The organism is Paraburkholderia strydomiana, assembly GCF_046030495.1.
GTDB lineage: Bacteria > Pseudomonadota > Gammaproteobacteria > Burkholderiales > Burkholderiaceae > Paraburkholderia > Paraburkholderia strydomiana_A.
Genome location: NZ_JAQQCJ010000020.1, coordinates 51,873 through 73,755 on the forward strand (window position 1 = coordinate 51,873; position 21,883 = coordinate 73,755).

The 21,883-nt window shown below is 66.8% G+C and carries 15 protein-coding genes; 12 read left to right on the top strand and 3 right to left on the bottom strand.

What is annotated here, in order from left to right:
* Window positions 1–23 precede the first annotated feature (23 nt).
* Genes tssC through tagF form a run of 12 tightly spaced genes read left to right on the top strand, consistent with a single transcriptional unit; the run spans window position 24 to window position 18,554 of the window.
* Entirely contained in the window at window positions 24–1,544 is a 1,521-nt protein-coding gene (gene tssC / locus PQQ53_RS24405; RefSeq protein ID WP_408326767.1) for a type VI secretion system contractile sheath large subunit, read from the top strand.
* A 54-nt stretch (window positions 1,545–1,598) separates the two neighbouring features.
* Window positions 1,599–2,090: an Hcp family type VI secretion system effector gene (locus PQQ53_RS24410; protein WP_408145398.1), complete on the top strand. Its 492-nt coding sequence runs from the start codon at window positions 1,599–1,601 to the stop codon at window positions 2,088–2,090.
* Window positions 2,091–2,121: 31 nt separating this feature from the next.
* Window positions 2,122–2,625 (top strand): type VI secretion system baseplate subunit TssE, encoded by a 504-nt coding sequence (gene tssE, locus PQQ53_RS24415; RefSeq protein WP_408145400.1) that lies wholly within the window; start codon window positions 2,122–2,124, stop codon window positions 2,623–2,625.
* A 20-nt stretch (window positions 2,626–2,645) separates the two neighbouring features.
* Complete coding sequence (gene tssF, locus PQQ53_RS24420) at window positions 2,646–4,511, top strand: type VI secretion system baseplate subunit TssF (RefSeq protein WP_408326770.1); 1,866 nt, start codon at window positions 2,646–2,648, stop codon at window positions 4,509–4,511.
* The gene (gene tssG, locus PQQ53_RS24425; RefSeq protein WP_408326773.1) at window positions 4,508–5,533 is read left to right on the top strand and encodes a type VI secretion system baseplate subunit TssG; all 1,026 of its coding nucleotides are present in this window, start codon (window positions 4,508–4,510) and stop codon (window positions 5,531–5,533) included. The genes tssF and tssG overlap by 4 nt, the downstream gene beginning before the upstream one ends.
* 3 nt (window positions 5,534–5,536) lie before the next feature.
* On the top strand, window positions 5,537–8,158 hold the full coding sequence (gene tssH / locus PQQ53_RS24430; RefSeq protein ID WP_408326775.1) for a type VI secretion system ATPase TssH: 2,622 nt from the start codon (window positions 5,537–5,539) through the stop codon (window positions 8,156–8,158).
* Window positions 8,145–10,121, top strand: coding sequence for a type VI secretion system Vgr family protein (locus PQQ53_RS24435; RefSeq protein WP_408326777.1), 1,977 nt, complete (start codon window positions 8,145–8,147; stop codon window positions 10,119–10,121). Before tssH ends, PQQ53_RS24435 begins: the two co-directional genes overlap by 14 nt.
* Window positions 10,122–10,130: 9 nt before the next feature.
* Window positions 10,131–11,708, top strand: a complete 1,578-nt coding sequence (tagH, locus tag PQQ53_RS24440) for a type VI secretion system-associated FHA domain protein TagH (RefSeq protein WP_408326779.1) — start codon at window positions 10,131–10,133, stop codon at window positions 11,706–11,708.
* Window positions 11,709–11,712: 4 nt separating this feature from the next.
* Window positions 11,713–13,047, top strand: a complete 1,335-nt coding sequence (gene tssK / locus PQQ53_RS24445) for a type VI secretion system baseplate subunit TssK (RefSeq protein ID WP_408326781.1) — start codon at window positions 11,713–11,715, stop codon at window positions 13,045–13,047.
* Window positions 13,048–13,087: 40 nt separating this feature from the next.
* Window positions 13,088–14,431 (top strand): type VI secretion system protein TssL, long form, encoded by a 1,344-nt coding sequence (gene tssL / locus PQQ53_RS24450; protein ID WP_408326784.1) that lies wholly within the window; start codon window positions 13,088–13,090, stop codon window positions 14,429–14,431.
* Window positions 14,428–17,946: a type VI secretion system membrane subunit TssM gene (tssM, locus tag PQQ53_RS24455; protein WP_408326787.1), complete on the top strand. Its 3,519-nt coding sequence runs from the start codon at window positions 14,428–14,430 to the stop codon at window positions 17,944–17,946. The genes tssL and tssM overlap by 4 nt, the downstream gene beginning before the upstream one ends.
* The gene (gene tagF / locus PQQ53_RS24460; protein WP_408145418.1) at window positions 17,943–18,554 is read left to right on the top strand and encodes a type VI secretion system-associated protein TagF; all 612 of its coding nucleotides are present in this window, start codon (window positions 17,943–17,945) and stop codon (window positions 18,552–18,554) included. Before tssM ends, tagF begins: the two co-directional genes overlap by 4 nt.
* 15 nt (window positions 18,555–18,569) lie before the next feature.
* Here tagF and PQQ53_RS24465 read toward each other — a convergent pair whose 3' ends face one another.
* The 3 genes from PQQ53_RS24465 to PQQ53_RS24475 are packed head-to-tail and all read right to left on the bottom strand — an operon-like array spanning window position 18,570 to window position 21,826.
* The gene (locus PQQ53_RS24465; RefSeq protein WP_408326791.1) at window positions 18,570–20,012 is read right to left on the bottom strand and encodes a serine/threonine-protein kinase; all 1,443 of its coding nucleotides are present in this window, start codon (window positions 20,010–20,012) and stop codon (window positions 18,570–18,572) included.
* Window positions 20,013–20,018: 6 nt separating this feature from the next.
* Window positions 20,019–20,900 carry a c-type heme family protein gene (locus tag PQQ53_RS24470; protein WP_408145422.1) on the bottom strand — a complete coding sequence of 294 codons (882 nt, stop codon included), beginning with the start codon at window positions 20,898–20,900 and terminating at the stop codon, window positions 20,019–20,021.
* Window positions 20,897–21,826 (bottom strand): hypothetical protein, encoded by a 930-nt coding sequence (locus tag PQQ53_RS24475; RefSeq protein ID WP_408145424.1) that lies wholly within the window; start codon window positions 21,824–21,826, stop codon window positions 20,897–20,899. The genes PQQ53_RS24470 and PQQ53_RS24475 overlap by 4 nt, the downstream gene beginning before the upstream one ends.
* Between the last annotated feature and the right edge of the window lie 57 nt (window positions 21,827–21,883).

The window sequence follows — 21,883 nt, forward strand, 5'->3', positions numbered from 1 at the left end:
AAAAGTCATCGAGACAAGCAACCATGGCCAACACCATCGACACCTTGCAGCAGATCCCTACCGGCGAATCCGCGGACGCGGCGCAAGCTGAAACCGGCGCCTCCGGCGATTTCGAACGCCTGCTTCAAAGGGCTTTCAAGCCGAAAACCGAAAAAGCGAAAGAAGCCGTCGAAACAGCGGTGCGCACGCTGGCACAGCAGGTTCTTCAGGACACCCAACTCGTTTCCGACGACGCCCTCGCGACGATCGAATCGATGATCGCGCGCATCGACGAAAAACTGAGCGCGCAGGTCAACGTGATTCTGCACGACAAACGCTTCCAGAAGCTGGAAAGTGCATGGCGCGGCCTGCATTATCTGGTGACGAACACCGAGAGCGACGAGACACTGAAGCTGCGCGTACTGAACGTTTCCAAAAACGATCTGCACCATTCGCTGCGCAAATATAAAGGCGTCGCGTGGGACCAAAGCCCGTTCTTCAAGAAGATGTACGAAGAGGAATACGGCCAGTTCGGCGGCGAACCTTATGGCGCGCTGGTAGCGGATTATTACTTCGACAACGGCGGCCCGGACGTCGATTTTCTGACACAGATCGGCAAGATTTCGGCGGCGGCCCACGCGCCGTTTATCGCGGGCGCGGACCCGGCCGTGATGCTGATGGACTCCTGGCAGGAACTCGCGAATCCGCGCGATCTGACGAAGATTTTCCAGACCCCGGAGCATGCCGTGTGGCGTTCGTTGCGCGACGCCGAGGACTCGCGCTATATCGGTCTCGCCATGCCGCGTTTTCTCGCGAGGCCTCCTTATGGCGCGAAAACGAGCCCCGTCGAGGAGTTCGATTTCGAGGAAGACACGGCCGGCAGCGACGCGTCGAAATACACGTGGGCGAACGCGGCCTATGCGATGGCGGTGAACATCAACCGGTCGTTCAGCACCTATGGCTGGTGCTCGCGGATTCGCGGCATCGAGTCGGGCGGCGCGGTCGAGAACCTGCCGGTGCACGCGTTTCCCACTGACGACGGCGGCGTTGACATGAAGTGCCCGACCGAAATCGCGATCAGCGACCGGCGCGAAGCGGAATTGGCGAAGAACGGTTTCATGCCGCTGGTGCACAAGAAAAACTCCGACTTCGCCGCGTTCATTGGCGCGCAATCGCTGAACAAGCCGATCGAATACGAAGATCCCGACGCGACGGCGAACGCGAATCTTGCCGCGCGTCTGCCGTATCTTTTCGCATGCAGCCGCTTTGCTCACTATCTCAAATGCATTGCGCGCGACAAGGTCGGCAGTTTCCGCGAAAAGGAAGACATGCAGCGCTGGCTGCAGGACTGGATTCTTCAATACGTCGACGGCGATCCCGCGCATTCGTCGGAGGGGACCAAGGCGCGTCGTCCGCTGGCCGCCGCCGAAGTGGTCGTGGAAGAGGTGGCGGGCAATCCCGGCTACTACACGTCGAAGTTTTTCTTGCGACCGCACTATCAGCTCGAAGGCCTCACCGTCTCGCTGCGCCTCGTGTCGAAGCTGCCTTCGGCGCGCGCGGCCTGACGATACGCCGCTCACGCTTCATTCAACCGCAGTCATTCAAACAGGAATCACATCATGGCAGTCGATATTTTTCTGGCACTCGGCACCGTCAAGGGCGAATCGCTCGATTCGAAGCACAAGGATGAAATCGATGTGTTGTCGTGGAGCTGGGGCATGAGCCAGTCCGGCACGATGCACCTGGGCACCGGCGGCGGTGGCGGAAAAGTCGCCGTGCACGATCTGTCGGTGACGAAGTACACGGACCGCTCCACGCCGTCGCTCATCACCGCGTGCGCGACCGGCAAGCATTATCCGACAGTGACGCTGACCGTGCGCAAAGCCGGCGGCACGACGCCGTTGGAGTACTACAAGATCGAACTGGAGAAAGTGCTGGTGGTGAATTACGCCACGGGCGGCTCCGACGGCGAGGACCGCTTTACCGAGAACGTCGCGCTCAACTTCGAGAAATTCCACGTGACGTACCAGCAGCAGGATCCAACCACCGGTTCGGCGCTCGGCGGCGTGGTCGAGAGCAAGTGGAACATCCCCGCGAACGCGGAAGCCTGAGCACCGAACGCGAACGAGGCCCGAATCCGCGATGAAAAACGCAGAGCGCATCCAGCCGTCGCTCCTGGAGCGGCTGACCGATCACGAGCCCGCCGCGACACGCGAAACCCGCGAACACCGGACCAGCTCGGCAAGCGCTCTGCGCCGCAGCGTGATGCGCGATCTCGGCTGGCTCCTGAACGCGCAAGGTATCGCGGCGGCGCAGGACATTGCTCGCTTTCCCCATGTCGCGGATTCGGTGCTGAATTTCGGCTTTGCCGATCTTGCGGGCAAGAGCGCCTCCAGTGTCGATATCGTGCGGATGGAGCGGCGGCTCACCGACACGATTCGCGCGTTCGAGCCGCGGATTCTGCGCGGCTCGTTGCGCGTGCGTGCGGTGACGACGGGTGAGAACGGAAGCCAGCACAACGCGCTCGCGTTCATCGTCGAAGCCGATCTTCATGCGCATCCGGTGCCGGAACGTCTTTATCTGCGCACCGAGTTCGATCTCGAAGCCGGTCAGGCGAGCGTGATCGAACAGAGCGGCTCGCTGTGATCGCCATTTAGACAACAGTCATGAATCCACAACTGATCGAGTACTACAGCCAGGAGCTTCAGCATGTCCGCGAGATGGGCGCGGAATTTGCGAAGGCGTATCCGAAAGTCGCGGGACGGCTCGGGCTGGAGAGTTTCGATTGCGCGGACCCGTACGTCGAGCGTTTGCTGGAAGGCTTCAGCTTTCTCGCGGCGCGGGTGCAGATGAAGATCGACGCGGAGTTTCCGCGCTTCACGCAACATCTCGCGGAACTCGTCTATCCGCACTATCTCGCGCCGACGCCCGCGATGGCCGTCGTACAGATGCAGCCGGACGCCACGCATCCGTCGCTGGCGCAGGGGGTGGCGATACCGCGCGGCACGTCCCTGCATGGGCGGCTCGATGGCGATAGCTCGACCCGCTGCGAATTCCGCACGGGCCACGCCGTGACCTTGTGGCCGCTGGAGCTGGTCGACGCGCGGCTCCTCACTCATGCGGGCGCGCTCGACGGCGTGAGCGCGACGCTGCCAAAAGGCGTCAGGAGCTGTTTGAAGCTGCGCTTGCGCGCATCGAACAATCTGAAGATGCGGGACATTGATCTCGACAGCCTGCATCTTTATCTGCGCGGTGGAGAAGGTCTGCCGGAGCGTCTTTATGAACTGCTGCTCGCATCGACGCTCGGTGTCGCGGTGACCCACGACAGCAGCGGCACCGTGTTGGCGCCGTCGTCGTTGCAAGCGCGCGGCTTTTCCGATGACGAAGCACTGTTGCCCGTCAGCGGCCAATCGTTTCCGGGTTATCGGCTGTTGCAGGAATATTTCGCGTTTTCGAAGCGCTTCCTGTTCCTGTCGATCGACGGATTGAAGCCGTTCATGAGCCGCTGCGATAGCGACGAATTCGAATTGATCGTGCTGCTTTCGCGCGCGGACCCGGCACTCGAACAACGGGTCGACGCGTCGCATTTCGCGCTGAACTGCACGCCGTGCATCAATCTGTTCCGCCGGCGCGCCGACCGGATCGCAGTCAATGGCGAGCAATTCGAACATCATGTCGTGCCCGACCGCACCCGGCCGATGGACTTCGAGGTGTATCAGATCGAGAGCGTCACCGGGTACCGGGCAGGCGGTGGTGCGGATATCGAGTTCCAGCCGTTCTATCGCGCGCGTGACCTTGGCGTGCCGGATTCCGCTGCCGCGTTTTACCAGGTGCGGCGCGAGAAGCGGCAACCGTCCGCGCGTCAGGACGTTCGCGGCGCGCGCACACATTACCTCGGCAGCGAGACCTTCATTGCGCTGGTCGATACGCGCGGCGCGCCGCACGCCGGTGAACTGCATCAAATGGGACTCGGCGTGCTGTGCACGAACCGCGACCTGGTGTTGACGATGCCGCTCGGCGGCGACACGGCCGACTTCACGATCGACCTCGAAGCGCCGGTGACCGGCGTGCGCTGCGTGGCCGGACCGAGCCGGCCGTTGCCGTCGTTTGCCGAGGGCCCGGTTGCTTGGCGATTGCTGAGCCACCTGTCGTTGAACTACGCGTCGCTGCTGGACACCGATACGGCGCAAGGCGCGCGCGCGATGCGGGATCTGCTGGCCCTCTATGTGCCGTCCGGCGATATCGTGTCGGCGCGGCAGGTCGACGCTCTGCGCTCGATCGGCTCCGAAGCGGTGACACGGCGTCTGCCTTCGCGTGGCCCGCTGGTATTCGGACGCGGCCTCGAAGTCTCGCTGCTGCTGGACGAAGCCGGGTTCGAAGGCGGCGGGGCGTTTCTGTTCGGCGCGGTGCTGGCGCGCTTCTTTGCGCAATACGTGTCGTTGAATTCGTTCACCGAGACGGTCGTGCATAGCGTCACGCGCGGTGAAATCATGCGCTGGGCGCCGAGGAGCGGACCGTGGCGCACGCTATGACACCGTTCGAACGCCTCTCCTCAAATGCCAACCGCTACGATTTTTTCCACGCGGTGCGCTTGCTCGAATGCGCGCATCCGCAGTTGCCGCGCGTCGGCGCGTCGCTTCGTCCGCGTGACGATGCGGTGCGTTTCGCGCAGGAAGCGGAGTTGATTTTCTTTCCCACCACGATGCGCAGCTTTACGGTGGACGCGGAGCGCGCGGCGCCGCCGCGTCTGGTGGTGAATTTTTTCGGACTGCTTGGGCCGAACGGTCCGATGCCGACGCATCTGACCGAGTACGTGCGCGACCGCGCGCGCAACGCGGACGACCCGACGTTTGCCCGCTTTCTCGATGTGTTTCATCACCGGATGACGTCGCTGCTGTATCGCGCGTGGGCCGTCGCGCAACCGGTCGTCAGTCTGGATCGCGAGACGGGCGACCGCTTCTCCGCGTATGTCGGCACGACCTTCGGACTCGGCGAGGCGGCGCTGCGCAATCGCGACGCCGTGCCCGACTTCGCCAAGCTGCATTTCGCCGGCGTGCTGAGCGGCCCGACGCGGCATGCGGCCGGATTGCGTCTCGTGCTCGCGCGCTTTTTCGGCGTGCCGGTCCATGTGATCGAGAACGTCGGGCACTGGCTGCGCCTGCCGCCGTCGACGCTCAGCCGCCTCGGCGCGAACGGCGAAAGCGCGCGGCTTGGCGTGGCCACGGTGCTGGGTGCGCGCGCGTGGGATCGTCAGCATAAGTTTCGCGTCGTGCTCGGCCCGCTTTCGATCGACGACTACCGGCGCTTCCTGCCGGGCGAGCCGAGCCTCGCGCGCGTCGCCGACTGGGTGCACAACTATGTGCGCGATCCGCTCGAATGGGACGTCAACCTGTGCTTGCGACGCGCGGACGTCCCGCGTCTTGCACTGGGCCGTCATCAGCGGCTGGGCTATACGACCTGGTTGCTGGCGCGTCCCGCGCAGGCGGATGGGGGGCAACTCGTCATCAACATGCGCGCGTCGAGTGCACGCGCGCCGTCTCACGCACAGGGATAAACCATGGCAGATATCAGCCGCGCCGCAATGTTCGGCAAACTCGACGCGCTCGCCTTCCGCGCGATGGAAAGCGCAACCGCGTTTTGCCGGCTGCGCGGCAATCCGTATGTCGAAGTCGCGCACTGGCTGCATCAGGTGCTGCAACTGCCGGATTCGGATCTGCATCGAATCGTCAGGCACTTCGATATCGAGCCCGCTGCGTTCGCACGCGATCTGGTCGAAGCGCTCGACCGTTTGCCGCGCGGCTCGACATCGATTACGGATATCTCGTCGCAGCTCGAAGAAGCGGTCGAGCGTGGCTGGGTCTACGGCTCGTTGATGTTCGGCGCGGCGCGGGTGCGCAGTGCGCACCTGCTGGTCGGCGCGCTCAAGACGCCCGCGCTGCGCAACGCGATGCGCGGCATCTCGCGCGAGTTCGACAGGGTCAGGCTCGACGATCTGATCGAGCGTTTCGCGGTGGTGCTCGACGGCTCGCCGGAGCAGACACAGACACAAACGCAAGCGCAGACCGAGCCTCAGGCGCCGGCCGCCGCCAACACGCTGGGCCACACCCAGGACGCGTTGCTGCGCTTCACCGTCGACCTCACCGCGCAAGCCCGTACGGGTGCGCTCGATCCGATCGTCGGACGCGACGACGAGATTCGCCAGCTGGTCGATATCCTGATGCGCCGCCGCCAGAACAATCCGCTGCTGACTGGCGAGGCGGGCGTCGGCAAGACGGCGGTGGTCGAAGGACTCGCGCAACGGATCGCCACGGGCGACGTGCCGCCCGCGTTGCGCGGCGTCGTGCTGCGCAGTCTCGACGTCGCGTTGCTGCAGGCGGGCGCGAGCGTGAAGGGCGAGTTCGAGACGCGGCTGCGCCAGGTGCTCGACGAAGTGCAGTCGGCGCAACAGCCCGTCATCCTGTTCATCGACGAGGCGCATACGCTGATCGGCGCAGGGGGAGCCGCCGGCACCGGCGACGCCGCGAACCTGCTCAAGCCGGCGCTCGCGCGCGGCACGGTCCGCACGATCGCCGCGACGACATGGTCGGAGTACCGGCGGTACATCGAAAAAGATCCCGCATTGACGCGGCGCTTCCAGGTCGTGCAGGTGCGCGAGCCCGACGAAGCGCGCGCGATCCTGATGACGCGCGGCGTCAGTGCCGCGCTCGAACAGCATCACGGCGTACACATTCTCGACGAAGCCGTCGAAGCGGCCGTGCGGCTGTCGCATCGCTACATTCCGGCGCGGCAGTTGCCCGACAAGTCGGTGAATCTGCTGGATACCGCGTGTGCGCGCGTCGCCGTCAGCCAGCACGCGACGCCCGCCGCCGTCGACGACGCGCGTCAGCGGATCGCCGCGCTGAAGACCGAACTCGCGGTATTGCAACGAGAGAGCGCGATCGGCATCGACACCGCCGCGCGGCACACGCAGGCGTCCGATGCGCTCGACCGGCACACGCGGCGCCTTGCGGAACTCGAAAGCCGCTGGTCCGTCGAGCGCGAGCTGGTGGCGGGCCTTCTCGCGCAGCGCGCGCAACTGGCGCAGAACGCGCCAGGCGCCGATCTGGCCGCGTTGCGCGCGCAGCAGGATGCGCTCGCCGTGCAGCAGGGCGACGCGCCGCTGATCATGGCGGCCGTCGATGCACACGCGGTCGCGTCGGTCGTGCAGGACTGGACGGGCATTCCCGTGCTGCGGATGGTGAAGGAGGAAACCGACACCATCCTGCATCTCGAAGATCATCTGGGCCGGCGGGTCATCGGCCAGCGTCATGCGGCGGAGTCGATCGCGAGGCGAATCCGCACGTCGCGAGCCGGCCTCGACAATCCGGACAAACCGGTTGGCGTGTTCCTGCTCGCGGGAACCTCGGGCGTCGGCAAGACGGAGACGGCATTGGCGCTCGCTGAATTGCTGTACGGCGGCGAGCAGAACCTCATCACGATCAACATGAGCGAGTACCAGGAGCCGCACACAGTGTCGCTGCTCAAGGGGGCGCCGCCGGGCTACGTCGGTTTCGGCGAGGGCGGCGTGCTGACCGAAGCCGTGCGCCGCAGGCCGCACAGCGTGGTGTTGCTGGACGAAGTGGAGAAGGCGCATGCCGATGTGCACGAACTGTTCTTTCAGGTATTCGACAAAGGCCGCATGGAAGACAGCGAAGGCCGCTCGATCGATTTCCGCAACACGCTGATCCTGCTGACCACCAACGCGGGCGCCGATTGCATCGCGCAGTTGTGTGCCGACCCGCAACGTCTGCCTGAGGCCGACGCAATCGAGCGCCATCTGCATACGGAACTGCTGCGCACCTTTCCGGCCGCGCTGCTCGGCCGCATGGTGACGATTCCGTATTACCCGCTGAGCGACGAGATGCTGCGCCGGATCGTCGTTTTGCAGCTCGAACGGGTGGCGCAGCGAGTGCGGCGCGCGCACCAGGTGCCGTTTACCTACGACGATGGCGTGATCGCGCAGATCGCCGCACGCTGCACGCGCATGGACAGCGGCGGCCGGATGATCGACGCGATCCTCACGCATAGCGTGCTGCCGCGTATCAGCGCGGAGGTGCTGTCGCGCGTGATCGACGGCAGGGCGCTGGCGCGCGTGCATGTCGGCGAACAGGACGGGGAGTTGACTTATGACTTCGAGTAGCACGCGGCACGTTCGCATGCAGTGCGCGGCGCTCGGCGACACGGCGGTGTTTTTGCGGATGTCGGCGCGCGAGGCGCTCGGCCGGCTGAGCGTATTCGAGCTGACGTTTCTGAGTCCGCACAACGATCTCGATGCGGGGGCGGTGCTCGGCGAGGAGCTGTCCGTGACGCTCGACTTTCCGGCGGGCGGCGAGCGCCAGTTCAACGGCATCGTGACCACACTGCGGCTGTTGACGCCCGGCGACACCACGCATAACCGCATGGCGCGTTACGAAGCGCTCGTGCATCCGCGGCTCTGGCTGTTGACGCGCGCGTCGCATCGGCGTTTCTTTTATCAGCGCACGGTGCCGCAAATCGTGACGAGCGTGCTCGAATCGTTCGGCGTCGATTTGCGCAATACGTGCAGCGCGGCGTATCCGGCGCTCGAGCACTGCATGCAGTATCGCGAGACCGACTTCGATTTCATCAGCCGGCTACTGGAGCGCGAAGGCATCCACTATTTTTTCGAGCACGCGAGCGGCAAGAGCACGCTGGTGCTGACCGATTCGAACAGCGCGCACCGGCCCATCGGGCACTACGAAACGATTCCGTATCAGGCGTGGGAAACACCGGATCAGGACGAGGAGTGCATCTACCGCTGGGTGTCGGGCGCGACGTTGCAGACCGGCCGCTACGAAGTCAACGACTACGATTTCGAAAAGGCGTCCGTCAGCAACAGTCAGGGCTTGATGGCGCGCGCGACACGCGGCGCGCCGTTCGATCCGGCCCGCTACGTGAAGCAGGAACACTTGACGGGGCACCGCAGCGCCGCCGACGGCGAGCGTGTCGCGCGCGTCAATGCCGAGATTCACGAGACGCTGAACCAATCCATCGAAGCGCGTTGCACGTCGCGCGGCATCGCGGCAGGTGGCCTGTTTCGCCTGCGCGATCATCCGGACGGCGCGCAGGAACGGCAGTTCCTCGTCACGGGCATCGAGGCCGACATTGCATCGGATGCCTACGTATCCAGCGACGACCCGAGCATGCCGCTGTTCGATTGCCGCTTCACCGCGATTCGCGCCGACACGACGTTTCGCCCCGAACGGATCACGCCGGTGCCGTCGGTTGCGGGCCCGCAGACGGCGGTCGTCGTGGGGCCGGACGGCGATGACTTTCTGACCGATGCTTATGGCCGCGTGAAAGTGCAGTTTCACTGGGAACAGCTTGCGCAGGGCGGCGGCGCGCAACGGCTCGAACGCGGCTGGATGCGCGTGTCGCAAGGCTGGGCGAACCGGCGTTGGGGCGCGATGATGCTGCCGCGCATCGGCCAGGAAGTGCTGGTCGAGTTCATCGAGGGCGATCCGGACCGGCCGGTGGTGACCGGTGCGCTTTACAACTCGACCAGCATGCCGCCGTACGAATTGCCCGCGAATGCCGCGCTGTCGACGTTGAAAAGCCATTCGACGCAAGGTGGCAACGGCTACAACGAGTTGCGTTTCGACGACCGCAAGGGCGGCGAGCAACTGTTTTTCCACGCGGCCCGCGATCACGAAACGTGGGTCGCGCACGACGCGCTGATGAACGTCGCGCACGATTCGCATCGGCGCGTCGACGGCAACGAGTATCGCGAAACGGGCGGCGCGCGGCACGACACGATTCACGGCAGCAGCCGCTCGCGCGTGGACGGCAGCGTGTCGGCCGCGACGCTCGGCTCGCACGAGCAGTTCGCGGGCGGCGCGTATTCGCTCGGCGCGGGCGCGGCCGTGCGGATCACGGCGGGCGCGGCGGTCGAGATCGAGGCGAGCGCCACGATCGCGTTGCGCGCCGGGGCGTCCTACATCCTGATCGGCCCCGAAACGATCGAGATGTCGAGCTTTCCGATTCCACTCGGTCCGGGCGTGCCGCCCGTCGCGCTCAACGTTCCGCCGCCGTCCCCCACACCGCCGCGCGATGCCGACGACGGCACCCGTAAGCTCGTCAAATAAGGAGTTCACGTGTCACCGAACCACTCTGCGTCACTGACGCTGACCGTGCATGGCGGCGACGCTTCCGCCGCGCCGCACAGTGTCCGGCTCGATCACGAAGGCGGCACCATCGGCCGCGCGCCGGACTGCACGATCGTGCTCGCCGATCCGCAGCGCAACGTGTCGCGGCTGCATGCGCGAATCGACTGGCGCGAGGCGGGCTTCTTGCTGATCGATTGCGGCGGCAACCCGACCGTGTTGAACGAACGCGTGCTCGACGGCAGCCGTGAGGCCGTGCTGCATGACGGCGACAGGCTGCGCATCGGCGCTTATGTGCTGGAAGTGTCGATCGATGCGGCAGCGGTATCGGAGCCGCATACGCAGACGGCGTTCGAGGCTCCCGACACGCTGATGACGCGGGCCGCGCCGGCAGCGACCGCGCCCCCGGTGTGGCCGGAGCAGGCGCATTGGGATGGGAAGCGAACGGCTCCGCTGATTCCCGACGATTGGGATTGCCCGAAGGACGAGCCGCCCGTACGCGAGAGCAAGCTACCCGGCACGCCGTTCTTTCCCGATCCGCTCGCCGCTGCGCCGTTGTTGCGCGAACCTGCGCGGCTTGTCGGCAATGCGAATCAGGCTTTGCTGGACGCGTTGACGCCGGCGGATCCCTTGCGTGCTTCGTTGTCCGATTCAGCGCGCCGCGTCGAAGCGACGCCGTCGCGTACGTTCGAGCATGTCTCGCCGGAGCAGGTGGTGTTGAAGGTGCCGACGTTGGCTGCGACGCCGTTGCCTGCAGCAGCGCAGCAGCGCGAACCGCTCGGCGGCGAAGCGGGCGTTGACCCGCTGCGCTCGAACGCGCAAGACGGAGCGTTGCCTTCGATGCGCTGGCCCTCGACGTTCAGTGTGAACGCGAGCGCAAGCCCGATCGCGAATGCGGCGCCAATCGCAAAGCGCGCAGCCGAGCCGTTGCACCCGGCCGCGGACGCGAATCCCGAGGCGAGTCCCAACCTCACTCCCGACGCCGCCACCGCCGCCTTACTCGAAGGCCTCGCCATCGACCCCAACGCCGTGCGCCACATCCCTGCGCCCGAACTCGCGCGCCTGGCCGGCGCGATGCTGCGCGAAGCGACGCAAGGCGCGATGAGCGCGCTACGTTCACGCTCGATGGCAAAACGCGAGACCCGCATCGCCATGACCTTGATCGAAGAGCGCGACAACAACCCACTGAAGTTTTTCCCCGACGTGGACGCGGCATTAACGCAAATGCTCGCGTCTCGCGGCGCAGGCTACCTCGCCCCGCTTGACGCTTTGCGCGCCGCATTCCACGACATTCAGGCGCACGAGCTGGCCGTCGTCGCGGGCATGCGCGCCGCGCTCGCGCACGCGATGGCCCGCATCGAGCCCGCCGCGATCGAGAAGTCACTCGATGCCGCGAGCGGCATCGATGCACTGCTGGGCAACCGGCGCGCGCGTCTGTGGCAACGCTACGTCGACACCTGGGAGCATGTCGCGCGCGACGCCGGCGACGATTTCCACCGAACCTTCGGCGAGCCTTTCAGCCGCGCCTATCAGGCGCAGCTCGATGCGCTCCGCGCGGACCGGGAGTAACGCGATGTCCTGGAACAACAAGGTGATCTGGTCCGAAGGCATGTTCCTGCAGCCGCAGCATCTGCAGCAGCATGACCGGCATCTGCAGGCTCAGCTCGAAGGGCGCGCCGCGCCGTTGCGTGCGTATGGCTGGGGCTTCACGTCGCTTGAAATCGACGACGCGCTGCTCAAGCTCGGCAAGCTGTCGCTGCGTTCGGCGGCGGGCGTGCTGCCCGACGGCACGCCGTTCAACCTGCCCGCCGACGATGCGCTTCCCGAACCGCTCGAGATTCCCGACGGCACGGCGAACCTGCTGGTCGTGCTGGCGCTGCCGGTCCGCCGTCCGGGCGCGGCCGAATCGGGCGGCGCCGAGCGGCCCGACAATCCGGCGCGCTACCGGATCGACGAGTTCGACGTACACGACAGCAACGACCGGGACGCCGTCACCACGCTGATGCAGGTCGGCAAGCTGCGTTTGCGTCTCGCGTTCGAACCGGACGTCGCGAATGCCCACGCGTGTCTCGGCGTGGCGAAGATCGTCGAGCGCGTTGCCGATTCGCGCGTACTGCTCGATGACGCGTACTGCGCGCCCTGTCTCGACTTGCGCGTCGCCGACCGCCTCGCGCGCTTCACCACCGAGCTGAACGGTCTGTTGCAGCAACGCGGCGAAACGCTCGCCGCGCGCCTCGCGCAACCGCAAGCCGCCGGGGCGGCAGAAATCGCGGACTTTCTGCTGCTGCAGGCCATCAATCGCGCACAACCGCTGATCGGCCATTTCATGTCGATGAGCGGACTGCATCCCGAGTCGCTGTTTCAGGAGACCGTGCAGCTTGCCGGAGAACTCGCGACATTCGGCCAGCACGAGCGGCGTCCACCCGTGTTTCCCGCTTACCGTCACGACCGGCTCGCGGAAACCTTCACGCCGGTGATCGACGCGTTGCGGCTCGCCCTGAGCCGCGTCGCCGATCCGCAAGTCGTGGCGGTGCCGCTCGACGAACGCCGTTACGGTCTGCGGGTGGCGCGCGTCGCCGACCGCGCGCTGTTCGCGTCGGCCACCTTCGTGCTCGCGGTGCGCGCGCAAATGCCCGCCGATGCGCTGCAGGCGAGCTTTCCGGCACAGTTGAAGATCGGCGCAATCGAACATATCCGCGACCTCGTGAATCTGCAACTGCCGGGGATCGGCTTGCGCGCGCTGCCGGTCGCGCCGCGCCAGCTGCCGTTTCATGCGGGCTTCAGCTACTTCGAACTCGACGACTCGAACGACGCATGGCAGACGCTGGCTTCGTCGGCGGGACTGGCGCTGTACGTCGCCGGCGATTTCCCCGCTCTGACGATGGAATGCTGGGCGATCCGTCGATGAAGCCCGCACGCACGTCACGACCCATATCAGGACTCAGGCGATGACCCACGACACCAACCCGGCGTCCGACGCTCCGGACTTTCTCGACGCCGCGTGCACGATCATGATGCCGACGCCAGGCCGCCGGCTCGACACGGAGCGCGAGCGCCGCGCGCAGCCGTCGGCGGCGTCGGCTACGGCACCGCCGCTCGCGCCGCTCGATGCCGCGGTGCCGGGCCTCAATCCCCTGCTGCGCGCCGCCAATCCGCTGCTGGAGTTGGCGCTGCCGTTGCGGCGCCTGACCAGCCATGCGGATCTCGACGCGCTGCGCACGCAGTTGATCGACATGATGCGCACGTTCGAGACGAACGGCCGCGCGTTCGGCGTGCCCGATGCGCAACTCGGCCCTGGGCGTTACTGCCTGTGCACCTTCATCGACGAGGCGATCGCCGCGACGCCATGGGGCGCGGGCGTGTGGGGACAGCGCAGTCTGCTGGTCACGTTTCACAACGAAGCGTCGGGCGGCGAGCGGCTCTTCGCGATCCTGCAGCGCGTCGCGCAGACACCCGCCGCCGATCTCGATCTGCTCGAACTGATCTACGTGATGCTGGCGCTCGGTTTCGACGGACGCTACCGGCTGGTCGAGAACGGCAAGTCGCAGCTCGACGCGATCCGGGAAAGGCTCGCGGAATTGATCCGCGCGCAAAGGCCGCCCGTCGAACGCGGCCTGTCGCCGCATTGGCAGCCGGCCGCGCAGGCTGGCAAGCGTCTGTTCCAGCTCGTGCCGCTGTGGGTGGCCGGCGCGTTGGCCGCACTCGTGCTGGTCGCAACCAGTCTGATCCTGAACCTGCGCATCAACGATTTCTCCGACCCGGTCTTTGCATCGATGCGCTCGATTCGTGTAGCGCCCGCGCCGGTGCTCGCGAACAAGGTGCATGCACAGCCGGGTCTCGCCGCGTCGCTGTCCGGATTCCTCGCGCCCGAGATCGCTCAGGGGCTCGTGTCGGTGAGCGAGTCGGCGGACCGAACCACGGTCACGATCGACAACACGGCGGGCGGCACGCAACTGTTCGCTTCCGGCAGCGCGGATCTCGATCCGCATTTCGTGCCGCTCATGCAGCGAATCGGCGACGCGTTGCGCGACAAGCCGGGCAACGTCGTCGTGGTCGGTCATACGGATAACCAACGAATTCTGTCGGCACGCTTTCCTTCCAATGTGGCGCTGTCGCAGGCGCGCGCCGATACGGTGCGTGAATTGATCGCACAGCGGCTGGGCTCGCCTGAGCGTCTGAGCGCGGAAGGGCGCGGCGACACCGAGCCGCTTGCTTCTAACGACACCGCGGCGGACCGCGCGAAAAACCGCCGCGTCGCGATTGTGATTCTTGCGCCGGGAGCCGCGTCATGAAGTGGTTAGCGTTGTTACGGAAACCTGTCGTCATATCGCTGGCCGGCGTGCTCGCGCTTTCTGTCGTGCTGTGGTTCGAGGGGCCGCTGGTCGCGGTGGGCGGACATGTGCCGCTCGGCAGCGCGATGAGCCGCCGGGTCGCCATCGGGCTGCTGATCGCGGCCTGGACGATCTATTGGGGCGTGCGCGCTGCGAAGGTGCGGATCGCGCAGTCGAACTTCGTGCGCAATCTGATCGCCAATGCCGCGGACCCCGCGCATCGCGAGCGCAGCGACGCGCAGAAAGCCGCCGACGCCGACCTCGCCGTGCTGCGCGAACGCTTCGAGGCCGCGCTATCGACGTTGCGCCATCACGCGAACGGCGCGCGCGGGACGAACGGCACGGGCGGCACGAAGGGCGGCGGCATGAAAGCGCGTTTGACGTCCTGGATCGGCGCGCGCCGTCACGTGTTGTACGACTTGCCCTGGTACCTGTTCGTCGGCGCGCCGGGCGCCGGCAAGACGACCGCGCTGACCCATTCGGGGCTGCGCTTTCCGCTCGCCGAACGGCTCGGCGCCGAAGCGATCGGCGGGGTGGGCGGCACGCGTCATTGCGACTGGTGGTTCACCGACGACGCGGTGCTGCTCGACACCGCCGGCCGCTTCACGACGCAGGACAGTCATCGCGACGCCGATCGCGGCGCATGGCTCGGGTTCCTCGCGCTGTTGCGCAAGTCCCGGCCGCGCCGGCCGTTGAACGGCGTGATGGTGGTCGTCTCCGCCGCCGATCTGCTGCAGCAGACGGACGCTCAGCGCGCCACGCAAGCGGCCGCCGTGCGCGAGCGGCTGGCCGAACTCGACCGGCAGTTGGGCATGCGCTTTCCGGTGTACGTCGTGGTGACCAAAAGCGATCTGCTGTCGGGATTCTCCGAATTCTTCGACGACCTCGGTCGCGACGAGCGCGAACAGGTCTGGGGCATGACGTTCCCGTATGCGCCGCTCGCTGACGACGCCTCGCACGATGCCGCCGATGCCGCGCCACTGCAACGTTTCCCCGACGAGTTCCGGCTGCTGCATCGGCAACTCCAGGCGCGCGTCGTGCAGCGCATGCAGCAGGAGACCGACGTGCGGCGCCGTGCATTGATCTACGCGTTTCCGCAGCAGTTCGCCGGCATCGAAACCTCGTTGCAGCGTTTTCTCGGCGACGTGTTCGGCGCGTCGCGCTTCGCACGCGCGCCGCTACTGCGCGGCGTTTACTTCACGAGCGGCACGCAGAGCGGCCGTCCGCTCGACCGGATGATGAGTTCGATGGCGGCGGCGCTCGGCCTGCGCCGCGAGGTCCTGCTCGCGGATTCGTCGAGCGGGCGGGCGTATTTCGTCAAGCGTCTGCTGCACGACGTGATCTTCGCGGAAGCGGGCATCGCGGGCAGCAATCTGCGCGTCGAGCGTTGGCGCGCGCGTTTTCAGCGCGTGGCGATCGGCCTCGTGATCGCGCTGCTGAGCGCCGGCCTCGCGGCGCTCTTCATCGGCGACCGCGCGAATCGCCGCTTCGTCGACGCGAGCCGCGAGCAGATCGCCGCGCTGCAAGCGCAGGTTCGGCAGATCGCGCCCGGCGACGACCCGCTCGCCGTGCTGCCCGTTCTCGATGCGGCGCGCGCGTTGCCGGGCGGCGCGGCCGAGCGCGCCGCGCATGGCGCGCCGTGGTGGTCGACGCTGCGCCTCGATCAGCGCGAGAAGCTCAGTCTCGAAGCGGAGCGCGTCTATCAACGTCTGTTGCGCCAGACGCTGCTGCCGATCGTCGTGCAGCGGATGGAGGAAGCGCTGCGCCGCGGCGACGCGAGCAATGCCGTGGGGCAGTACGAAGTGCTGCGCGCGTATCTGATGCTCGGCGATCCGTCGCATTTCGATGCCGGCGCGATCGTCACGTGGGCTATGCGCGACTGGCAGCACGGCTCGCTGCGCAATGCCACCGACGCGCAGCGCGCCGCGATCGAACAGCATCTCGACGCGCTGTTTCAGCCCGGGCAGTTCGATTCCGGTTTGCCGCTGGATCAGAACCTGATTGCGCAAAGCCGCGCGGCGCTCGCGCGCGTTCCGCTGGCGCAGCGCCTGGACGGCCGCATCCGGCAGCAGCTTGCGCAGTTGCGCCTCGCCGATTTTTCGGTGGCCAAAGCGGCCGGCCCGAGTGGCTTGCTGGTGTTCGTGCGCAGGAGCGGCGCGCCGCTCACGCAAGGTGTCGACGGTGCATATACGCGAGCCGGCTTCGCGGCGTTTCAGCGGCTGCGCGAAGTGGCGCTCGCGAATCTGTCGAAAGACGACTGGGTCCTCGGGCGCAGCGACGCGAAGCTGGATGCGGGCGGCGTCGACGCATTGCGCACGGCGCTCACGCGTCTGTACTACGACGAAGGCATCCGCCAATGGGACGCCTTGCTCGACGATGTGAACGTGGTGCCGTTCAACGCGCCGGAAGCGGGCGCGCGCGTCGCCAATCTGCTGGGCTCGCCGAATTCGCCATTGCGCGCGCTAGTGCAGGCGGCGGCGCGCGAAACCACGTTTGCGGTGCCCGAAGCAGGCAAGGCCACGTCGATGGACACGCATTTCCAGCCCTTGCACGACCTCGCGGGCAAGCCGGGCGCTGCGCCGATCGACGAATCGATCGCCGCGCTCAAGGACGCCGCCGCGACCTTGCAGGCGGAAGATTCCGCGCGCCGGCAGTCGTTGCCGTTGCCGTCCACCGCGCCGCTGGATCGGTTGAAGCTGTTGTCGCAAGGCGCGCCCGCGCCGCTTGCGTCGGTGTTGCAGGGCGTGGCCGCCAACGCCGATACCGTGCAGGTGCAAAGCCAGCGTGCGCAGCTTCGCGCGCTGTGGGCGGCGAGTGTCGCGCCGGCGTGCCGGCAGGCGCTCGACGGCCGCTATCCGCTCGTGCGGAGCTCCACTCGCGATGCCGCGCCCGATGACTTCAGCCGGATTCTCGCGCCCGGCGGTCTGATCGACGATTTTTTCCAGAAGAACCTGCAAAGCCGCGTCGATATGTCGGGCGCGACCTGGCGCTGGCGTCCCGAGGCGCGCTCGCTCGGCATCGGCGACGACGTGCTCGCGCAGTTCCAGAACGCCGCCGCGATTCGCGACGCGTTGTTCCGCGATGGCGGCCGCGACGTATCGGTCCGCTTCAGCGCGAAGGTGGCGAGCCTCGATCCCGCGGTGAAGCGTTTCGTGCTCGACATCGACGGCCAACAGCTGATGGCGACGCGCGAGTCGCCCGGGGCCGCCGCGGCGTTCCAGTGGCCGAGCGGCAAAGGCACGGGCCAGGCGCACGTCGAATTCGACCCGCCGCAAACGCCGCCCTTGCACGCCGACGGAGCGTGGGCGCTGTTCCGTTTGCTCGACGGCGCACGTATCGCGCAGGACGGTCAGGCGGATCGTTTCAAGGTGTCGTTCGATGCGGGCCGCGCGACGTTGGCCGTGGCCGCGAGCAGCGTGAACAACCCGTTCCGCGCAGGACTCCTGGACCGCTTTCGCTGTCCGGCGCAACTATGAGGCCGCGCCGCATTCGCGAGACGGGCTTCTACGGCAAGGTCCGCACGCACGGCGATTTTGTCGGCCAGGGGCTCGCACCGGAATTCGTCGCGCGATGGGACCGGTGGCTGCAAGCCGGGATGCTGAAAACGCGTGAACGCTTCGGCGACGCATGGCTCGACAGCTATCTCGCGATGCCGCTATGGCATTTTTCGATGCGGCCCGGCGTCGCCGGCGGGTGTGGCTATGCGGGCGTGATGATGCCGGGCATCGATGCAGTGGGCCGCTATTTTCCGTTTGCGATTGCCCGCGTCATGACGGACGCGGATGAGCCGCCTCGTGACGACGGCGCGCCGGGTGCGGCGTGGCACGAAGCGGCTGCGCGGCTTGCGCTGTCGTCGCTGAAAACGGGCTTTTCGCTGACGGCGTTCGAGGCCGCGCTTGCCGTCTTACCGACGCAGGAAGCGCACGCGGCGACGGCGAGTCTGCCGTCGGCGGACGACGCCGATAGCGTGTGGTGGCATCGCACTGCGGCGGGCGAGCGCGGCGCGCTGGTTCGACATCGTCACGACGGTCCGCTCGATACCGCGTTATTCCTGCGGCTTCTCGACAGCCACGCGGCTTACTAGCCGCGCCATCGTGCGTCAAAGACCGAGATCGCGGCGCAGCGCGTCGCGCTGCGCCGCATCCGGGATGGCCTCGACGAGTCTCGCGTGGAACGTCGGCGCGTCGATGACGCCGGCTGCGGCGCGCGCCACGATGATCTTCGCGATCGGCCCGAGATAAGCCGCGAGCTTGTGCGTCGCCTCTTGCAGCAACGCCGCATCGAGGCCCTGGTCGGGGATGAGCTCGGGCGCCGGCCGGTCAGCGTGGCGCAGCGGCCCTAGCTGCGTGAGCAGCGCGTCGAAGTCGCGCCGCGCCGCATCGTCCGCAAAGTGACGCGACAAACGCTCGCGCAGTGTCGCGACGTCGGGCGCATCGGCTGTCGCGCGCCGCATCAGCAGCGTCGCCACCGGGCCGACCTGGCTCGCGAGCCGGCTTTCCAGTTGTGCGATGGCGTGCGGCGCGAATCTCGGTGTCGAATCCGTCGCGGGCGGTTCGAGCACGGCCGGTTGAATCGCGCACGCGATCACGGTGCGCTCGGCGAGACTGTCGTCGCTGGCCGGATCTTCCACGCCGGGTGTGCCCGATGCCCCCATCGCGCCCAATGTCGCGAGCAGGCTCGCGCGCCACTCGGCAGCGGACTGAAAGCGCTCGGCGGGACGTTTCGCCAACGCTTTGGCCAGTATCGTATCGAGCGACGCGGGCAGGTCAGGCGCAAGCGTCGACGGCGCGGCCGGCGTCACGGTGAGAATCTGCTGCATGACGACACTCGGCGGGCCGTTGAACGGGCAAACGCCGGTCAGCATTTCGTAGAGCACGACGGCAGCCGAAAAGAGATCGGCGCGCGCGTCGAGCGGCTCGCCGGTGAATTGCTCGGGCGACATGTAACCGGGCGTGCCGATCAGCATGCCCGCCTGCGTCAGATCCGATGTGCCGATTCGCGCGATGCCGAAGTCGGTGACCTTGCATGCGCCGCGCTCCGTAATCAGCAGATTGGCGGGCTTGATGTCGCGGTGCACGACGCCCGCGCCGTGCGCGTAATCCAGCGCGTCGAGCAGTTGCACGAACCAGCCGAGCGCGCGCGCGGGCGGCATGCGTTGCGTCGGCCGGATGGCGGCGAGCCGTGCGGCGAGACTTTCGCCGGCGACGTATTCCATCGTGAAGAACGCGGCGTCGCCGGTTTCGTCGCGGGGTTCGTCGAAGTCGTACACCTGCACGATGTGCGGATGAATCAGACGTCCCGCTGCGCGCGCTTCGTTCAGAAAGCGCTGGCGCGGATCGTCGGTCGGGCGTTCGCCGCTCGCGCCGTGCAGCAGGTCGTGGCGGATCGTTTTCAGCGCGACCTTGCGCTCGATCTTCGGATCGAACGCAAGATAGACCACGCCCATCGCGCCACGGCCCAGCACGCGCTCGATCCGGTATCGGCCGATGCAGGCGGGGAGCGTCGCGGCGTGTGCGCCGTGGTTCGGGGGGGCATCGCGCATCGCGCGCTACGCTTCGTCGAGAATTCTGAACGCTTCGGTGAGGCTCGTTCGCATGCGTCCGAACGACACCGCCAGCGACGCGATTTCGTCCGAGCCGGTCGGCAGCGCGGTGGCATCGTCGAGCTTGCCGAGACTGATCGCGTCGGCGGCGCGCGACAGCGTCGCAATCCGCCGCGTGACCAGCAGATGAACCATCACGTTCATCACGACCAGCACCGCCGCGAAGACCGCGGCCAGCGATCCCATGAAGGTGCGCCACAACACGCGGGCTCGCCCGATCGGCTGGGCCATCGGCACCGACACGAACTCCGCGCCGATCACCTCGTTCATGGTCCAGCCGAAGCCGTTCGCCGGGCCGTACTTGTCCAGCACCGTGCGCGGCGCGGCGGACGGCGTGCTGTGGCACGCCATGCACGACGCGTCGGTAATGCGGGTGGGGCGCGCGAGAAACAGCGTGCGGCCGTCGGCGCCGTCGCGTTGTCCGGTCAGCTCCTTCAGTGCCGGCCGGTCATGCAGATGGCGGATGACGTCGGTCTCCCAATCGGTCGGCCGGTCGCGCGGATTGGTCGGGTTCAGCATCGTCGACTTGTACGAGAAATTCGGAAATTCCTTTTGCAACTGGTTTAGCATTTCGATCGCGGAAAAGGCGGGGATCGACTCCGGTACGAAGCTGTATTTGATCTGCGTGGCGAGCAGCGGTGTGATGTGTGCGGCGGTGTAATGCTGCATCGATCCCGCCGCGCTGATCATCACGTTTGCGTCATGAAGCGTCTGTTCGAGCGCTTCACGCTGCAGCACGCGCTCCGCGATCACGCCGGCCGCGATCAGCCCGACGGTGAAGATGCCGACGAACACCAGGTTGAACTTCAGAGCGAGGGAGAGTTTCATGGGAATCGGAGTGCGGCGCGTGGCCGGTTGCGGGCAGGGGACGGCGGCGGATAAAGCAGCGTGCGCCAGTCGGGCAGCACGCCAAGGTGGCTGTCGATGGCGTGACGGAACGCCGGGTCGGCGAGCCGCGTGCGAAAGCGGGTTGCAAAGCGCGTGTCGGGCCGGTAGCGGGCGGGCAGCGCGCTGGTGAGCCATGCCGCTATGTCGTCGTAGCTGACGGGCGTGGCGTGCGGCGTGTCGGGCCGCACCGCGTGAGTGTCGAGTTTGACCTCAAGCGGGCGCAGCGCTTCGCGGAAGGATACCGGCATGCCGGCGAGAAAATCGGCCGGCAGGCGCGTGGTGACGACCGGCGGCGCGGCAGCGCTCAACGAGGCGAACTGGCCACCGGACAACCGCGAGCGAAGCGGCGCATGCTTGCCGTCGATGCGCACCGTGAGCGCCGTTCCACCGGTTTCGACGAATACGGCCGCGTCGCCCGCGCGGGCGTTCGACGCAGTGACGACGATCGCCGAACCGTTGTCCGGCGACGCGCCGACGTGCGTGGTTTCCAGCACCGGTTGCGGGCACGACGATGTCGCGCAGAGGTGCGAGAGCTTGATCCAGCCGTCGAGCAGCGAAACGCGTTCAGCCGGGCCGAGAAGGGCTCGCGTGTCAGGGCCGAGCGCGAGGATGTTGCCGGCGTCGTCCTGCATCTGTAGCGCGCGCTGCGGCGCGGTCTCGACGATGTCGCCGTCTGCCAGCCGATTTCCCGCGCCGCTCGCCGTATCGACGCTGGTCGCGTGGATCACGCGATACGGCCCGTCGGCTTCGGTGACGATCCAGCCGGCGCGCGCGTCGAGCGGAATCAGCGCCGCCAGCAGGGCGCCGCATGCGGCGAGCCGCGAAAGTGCGGATTGTCGGTGAGAGACGGAAGGGGCTGAACTCATGCGCCGGTTTGCCGATCGAAGATCGCGGCTATGACGCCGCACCTTCGACACAACATC